3 protein-coding genes and 1 pseudogene are annotated in these 4984 nt (G+C 55.3%); 1 reads left to right on the top strand and 3 read right to left on the bottom strand.

The window, feature by feature from the left end; translation table 11 throughout:
- Both ACEW8P_RS00755 and ACEW8P_RS00750 read right to left on the bottom strand, forming a co-directional pair.
- Positions 1 to 1223 (bottom strand): SGNH/GDSL hydrolase family protein (locus ACEW8P_RS00755; protein WP_373511200.1); only part of this gene is annotated, 1223 nt, incomplete at its 3' end.
- A 28-nt stretch (positions 1224 to 1251) separates the two neighbouring features.
- Entirely contained in the window at positions 1252 to 2697 is a 1446-nt protein-coding gene (locus tag ACEW8P_RS00750) for a sulfatase (protein ID WP_373511199.1), read from the bottom strand.
- A gap of 138 nt (positions 2698 to 2835) precedes the next feature.
- On the opposite strand from ACEW8P_RS00750, the gene ACEW8P_RS00745 reads away from it, so the two are divergent.
- On the top strand, positions 2836 to 4422 hold the full coding sequence (locus ACEW8P_RS00745; RefSeq protein WP_373511198.1) for an arylsulfatase: 1587 nt from the start codon (positions 2836 to 2838) through the stop codon (positions 4420 to 4422).
- 3 nt (positions 4423 to 4425) lie between these two features.
- Here the strand turns inward: ACEW8P_RS00745 and ACEW8P_RS00740 are convergent.
- A pseudogene (locus ACEW8P_RS00740) lies at positions 4426 to 4984 on the bottom strand (heparan N-sulfatase); the annotation flags it as partial.

The raw sequence follows: 4984 nt of genomic DNA, 5'->3' as shown, positions 1-4984 counted from the left end.
ATTTCGCGGTGGCGGGCGTCCCAGTCGTAGTTAGGTAGTTCGCGCATTTGAATGAGCGGGCGGGTGGTGCTGACCTCGCCCTGCGGCTCGCGCAGGATTTGGCGCAGGTGTTTTTCGTAGCCCTCGGCGTAGCGCATCATCCCCAGGTCGTTGGGATGGGTGCCATCCACCATCGTTTCGATGTCCTGGTTAAAATCCGCGATGGGTAGCAGATGAATTTCCTTTAAATTCTCCCTATGCAGTTGGGCAAAAGCCTGCCGCAGTACCTCGTTGGGTTCCGAAAACCGCTTTCGGCTGGTTGGATTAATGCCCGCATCGGTATAACCCGCGTGTTCGGCCAGGAGAATCGGCGTCGTCGGGTGCCGTTGCCGCAGCATCCTGACGGCCTGAATGATGCGACCGCGCACCGTATCGAGCGGGTAATCTTCCTGATTGACGAGATTAGGCAGGCAATCCAGAATAAAAACTTTTGCTTCGATTTCATCCACCAGCGACAGCACTTCCGGTTCCAGGCGACCATTGCCCGAGAAGCCAAGATTGATCAGCGGACGATCCATTTTTCGGGAAAGGATCGTCGGCCAGGCCATTCCGGGGCGGGAGGCGCAGGCCCCCTGCGCGATGGAAGTACCATAAACCACAATGGGTAAGTCGGGGCGAACGGGCAGCGGGGTGAGAATCGTGCTGTCGGGAACGCCGATTTCCAGCCATTTTACTGTGTCATAAAGCGGAAGATAGAGGCGGTATTCGCGGCCCAGTTTGTGGTACCTATCGTTGGGTTCGAGGTTGCGGAAATGGTATTCGATGGTGTCACCAAAAGCAAATTTTCCGGCGCACCAGCGCCAGTCGCCATCGCTCGAAATCGCGTACAAATCCAGCCCGCTGGCTCCGGTTGCGGGCATGTGCTTCATGGCATGATTGTTCCCGACGATGTAACGAACCTTGATTTGGTCGCTGTTGGCCCGAAAGCGCAGCATCAGCCCCGCCGATTCTTGCGAAAGATTCCAGACGGCCTTTCGCACTTGTCCCTCGGCCCGCGCGGGGAGTCGGTCGTAAAATTCTTTGGTTTCTTTCGGCCAGGCCTTTCCTTCTAGGACTGGAAAAGTGGCCTCCGCCGGATTCCACCAGATGAAAGATGGCGAGGAAATAGTACTCTGCGCCTGAACTGGCAGAGAGTTGGTAGAAAAAATGATTATCAGAGAAGAAAAGAGATAGCGAAGCCTCATGTAGGAAGTTAGGTTGATAGATGAATCATCAGGGTTGGTTTTCCGGTTTTTGCCACGGTACCCGGCCCGAGCGCTGAATGTGCAACATCAGTTCAGCAGATAGCCGATTGAATACTTTCGGCTCCTGAGCAGCCAAATCCTTCGTTTCCAGTGGGTCATTTTTTACATTGAACAATTCCAAAGGTTGGAAAGGCTTGTTCTTCACCAGCTTCCAATCGCCGAGGCGAAGGGCGTAGCTGCATTGTCCGGCGTAGTCATTACCACCTTCACGGCGCGTAAAGTACAGCGGACGATCAGGTTCTGCGGCGGGCGTCTTCCCCAATAAAGTACCCAAAAAACTACGGCCCTCAATGCCCTGAACAGCGGGCGCTCCGGCTACTTCCAGCAGCGTCGGGAACAGGTCCATCGATAAATTATTCTGCGCCGACACCGTACCCGGCTTTATTTTTCCCGGCCAACTAATGGCCATCGGAACGCGCAGACCGCCTTCGTACATGCTCTGCTTGCCGTCTCGGGTGGGGCCATTGTTGGCCAGACTGGGCAGGTGGCCGCCATTATCGCTGGTGAAGATGATGAGCGTATTGTCATACTGGCCGCTTTCTTTCAGGGCCTGAATCACTTTGCCGATGCCATCGTCGAGATGTTCGATGAAAGCGACGAGTTGGGCGCGTTTGGGAGGCAGGCCCGGCTCGCGCTCCTGCACTTTTTTTAGCCAGTCGGCGGGTGGCTGCACCGGAAAATGCGGCGCATTGTAGGCCAGATACAGAAAAAAAGGCTGTTTGGAAACACCTCTTGACTTGATATAATCCGCCGACCACTGGGTAAAAATATCCGTAGCGTGGCCCTCGGGATCGATGGTCTGCCCGTCGCGGCGCATGTAGTTGACGTCGTGGCGGCGCTTTGCCACGTAGTCGTCCATCATATCGCCGAGCCAACCGTGGAAGAAGTCGAAGCCGCGCTCAGTGGGTGTGTTGGGCGATTCCAGCCCGAGGTGCCACTTGCCGATGATGGCGGTGTGGTAGCCCGCCTGCTTGAGGGCGGAGGGCAGCGTCTGCGCCTTAGTATCGAAATAGCCCCAACTATTTTCGGGATGGGTGCGGATGACACCCGGCACGCCCACGTAGTCCTGGTAGCGCCCCGTGAGCAGAGCGGCGCGGGTCGGTGAGCAGACGGGGCAGTTGGCGTAGAAATTATCGAACCGCATCCCGTCCCTGGCGATCTGATCCATGTTGGGCGTTCGCAAATCCTTGGTTCCGTAGTACGACACGTCGTGGTAGCCCTGGTCGTCGGTCAGGATGAGGAGAATGTTGGGCTGGTCCCGGTTTGGCGTTCCGGGAGCCGACTTTAGGGCGGTCGCCCTATTGTTGCTGGTAGTTTTTTCCGTTATGGGGTGGGAAACTTTTTTGCAGGAAAAAATAAATACGGTTGTCAGAAGAAGGAGAAAAAGGCGTACGCGGCAAGTAGTTGAGCTCATTTTTAGCAAGAGGAAGGTTTTTGAGCAAAAGAAAATTATTTCCCTGACCTACTTCTAATGGGCAATTATCAATCTGGGGGCCTTAGATTTAGTAGATAGTGTGCTTTTCCTGAAAACCAAACCCCCAAATCGTTATCCATGCGTTTATACTTATCACTATTTTTAGCCGGAATACTCTGTGTCTGCCAGCTTGCCTGTTCAAATTCCGAAAGCCAGGATTCGAAGTCCAAAAATGCACCCGGTACGCCGGAGCGGCCCAACATTCTCGTCGTCTATCTCGACGACCTCGGCTACGGCGACGTGAGTGCCTACGGCCAGAACACGCTGCCGACGCCCAACATCGACGCCCTGGCAAAGGGTGGCATCCGATTCACCAATGGCTATGCCACTTCCGCCACTTGTACACCCAGTCGCTACGGCTTGCTGACGGGCATCTATCCCTGGCGCAATGAAAAGGCACGCATTCTGCCCGGTGATGCGCCGCTGCTGATCGACACCACTATTGTTACCCTACCCAAAATGCTAAAACAAGCGGGCTACCGCACGGCGGTGGTCGGCAAGTGGCACCTCGGCATCGGTGACGGGAATGTGGACTGGAACGAAGAATTACACGGCAATCCCAATGACGTAGGTTTCGACTACTCTTACATTATGGCTGCCACTACCGACCGTACCCCGACGGTCTATATCGAAAACCGCCGCGTGGTGGGCCTGACTGCCGACGACCCGATTCAGGTAAGCTACAAGGAGAATTTCCCCGGCGAACCAACCGCGATTTCTAATCCCGAGCTCATGACGAAGCAGAAGTGGCACCACGGTCACAACCAATCGGTGCATAACGGCATCCCCCGCATTGGCTACCAGAAAGGCGGTAAGTCGGCTTTATGGCACGATGAGGACATGGCTGATGTGTTCTTGAATCAGGCCAAAGCTTTCATCGATGACAACAATCCCGAGAAAACGGGCGAACCCTTCTTCTTGTATTACGCCTTGCAGCAACCGCACGTCCCGCGCGTGCCGCACCCGCGCTTCGTGGGCAAATCAGGCATGGGGCCGCGCGGCGACGCTATCGTCGAGGCCGACTGGTGCCTGGGTGAAATCATGAAAAAACTGGAAGCCGATGGCCTGGCTGAGAATACCCTTGTGTTGTTCAGCAGCGACAACGGGCCAGTGCTGAACGACGGCTACTACGACGACGCCGTTGAGAAAATCGGCGATCACCAAGCCGCCGGGCCGTTGCGCGGCGGAAAATACAGCCTGTTCGAGGCAGGCACCAAAGTACCCTTCATCGCTTACTGGAAGGGCCGTATCGAGCCCCAGGTGTCGGACGCGCTGGTTTGTCAGGTGGATTTTGTGGGTAGTTTGGCGGAGTTAGTCGGACAGAAAAACCCCTCGGCTGACAGCCAAAACACACTGGCGGCTTTCCTGGGTGAATCCAAAAAAGGCCGCGACGAACTAGTGCTGGAGGCTACGGGCCGCCTGGCTTTTCGTCAGGGAAATTACATCCTGATTCCTGCATACAAGGGAAATGCTTTGTCGAAGCAGGTAAATATTGAAACGGGAATCGCTCCCGAAGCGCATCTCTTTGACATAACCAAAGACCCTGGTCAGCGGGAGAATATTGCTAAGGCACAACCCGAAAAACTTTCCGAAATGAAAAATGCTATGCAAAAAGCGGTCGGCGTTCAGTTCAAGGTCAATACGGAGGAGTTGGAGTTGAAGTAGTGGTCAATCCTCGATCGGCCCGTCCTCGTAGTCGCTATCATTCACCCAGCCCGTCGGGATTTTCTCGCCTTTCATGTAGCGTTCGTAAAAGCCGTTGACGTCCTGGCTGAACGGATACTGCTCGTAGAGGTGGCCGTAGCCCAGCATCCGCAGGTCGCCCTGGGCAAGTAGTTTGGCCTCCATTTCTTTCTCCATCGCCTTTTTGACGGTCTGGTACTTGGGTAGTGCGGCCAGGTTTACCACACAGTCGGGGTCTTTTTTCAGGTCGTAGAGCTCCTCGGCGGGTCGTTTACCGAAACTCAAATCCCAGAAACTCTTGTCTACGCCCTGGCGGCGGTTGTTGAGAATGAGCGTTTTGGTGGGGCTTCCGTCGGTGTTGAGGTACCCCGTCTCAGGATTGCTCGCTGGCCAGCGGTCGTTCTGGTAGTTCTTGACGTAAAGCATCTCGTTCTTGTGCATGCCCCGAATGGGGTAGCCTACATCGTGCGGACGGCCGTAGTCGTGCCGCTCCTGCCCAACGAGTTGGATCTTCCGTTCCGGCTCTATCCAACCGCTTTTGGTG

It is taken from the genome of Persicitalea sp. (assembly GCF_041751555.1).
Taxonomy (GTDB): Bacteria; Bacteroidota; Bacteroidia; order Cytophagales; family Spirosomataceae; genus Persicitalea.
This window is presented reverse-complemented; position numbering and strand designations above follow the sequence as displayed.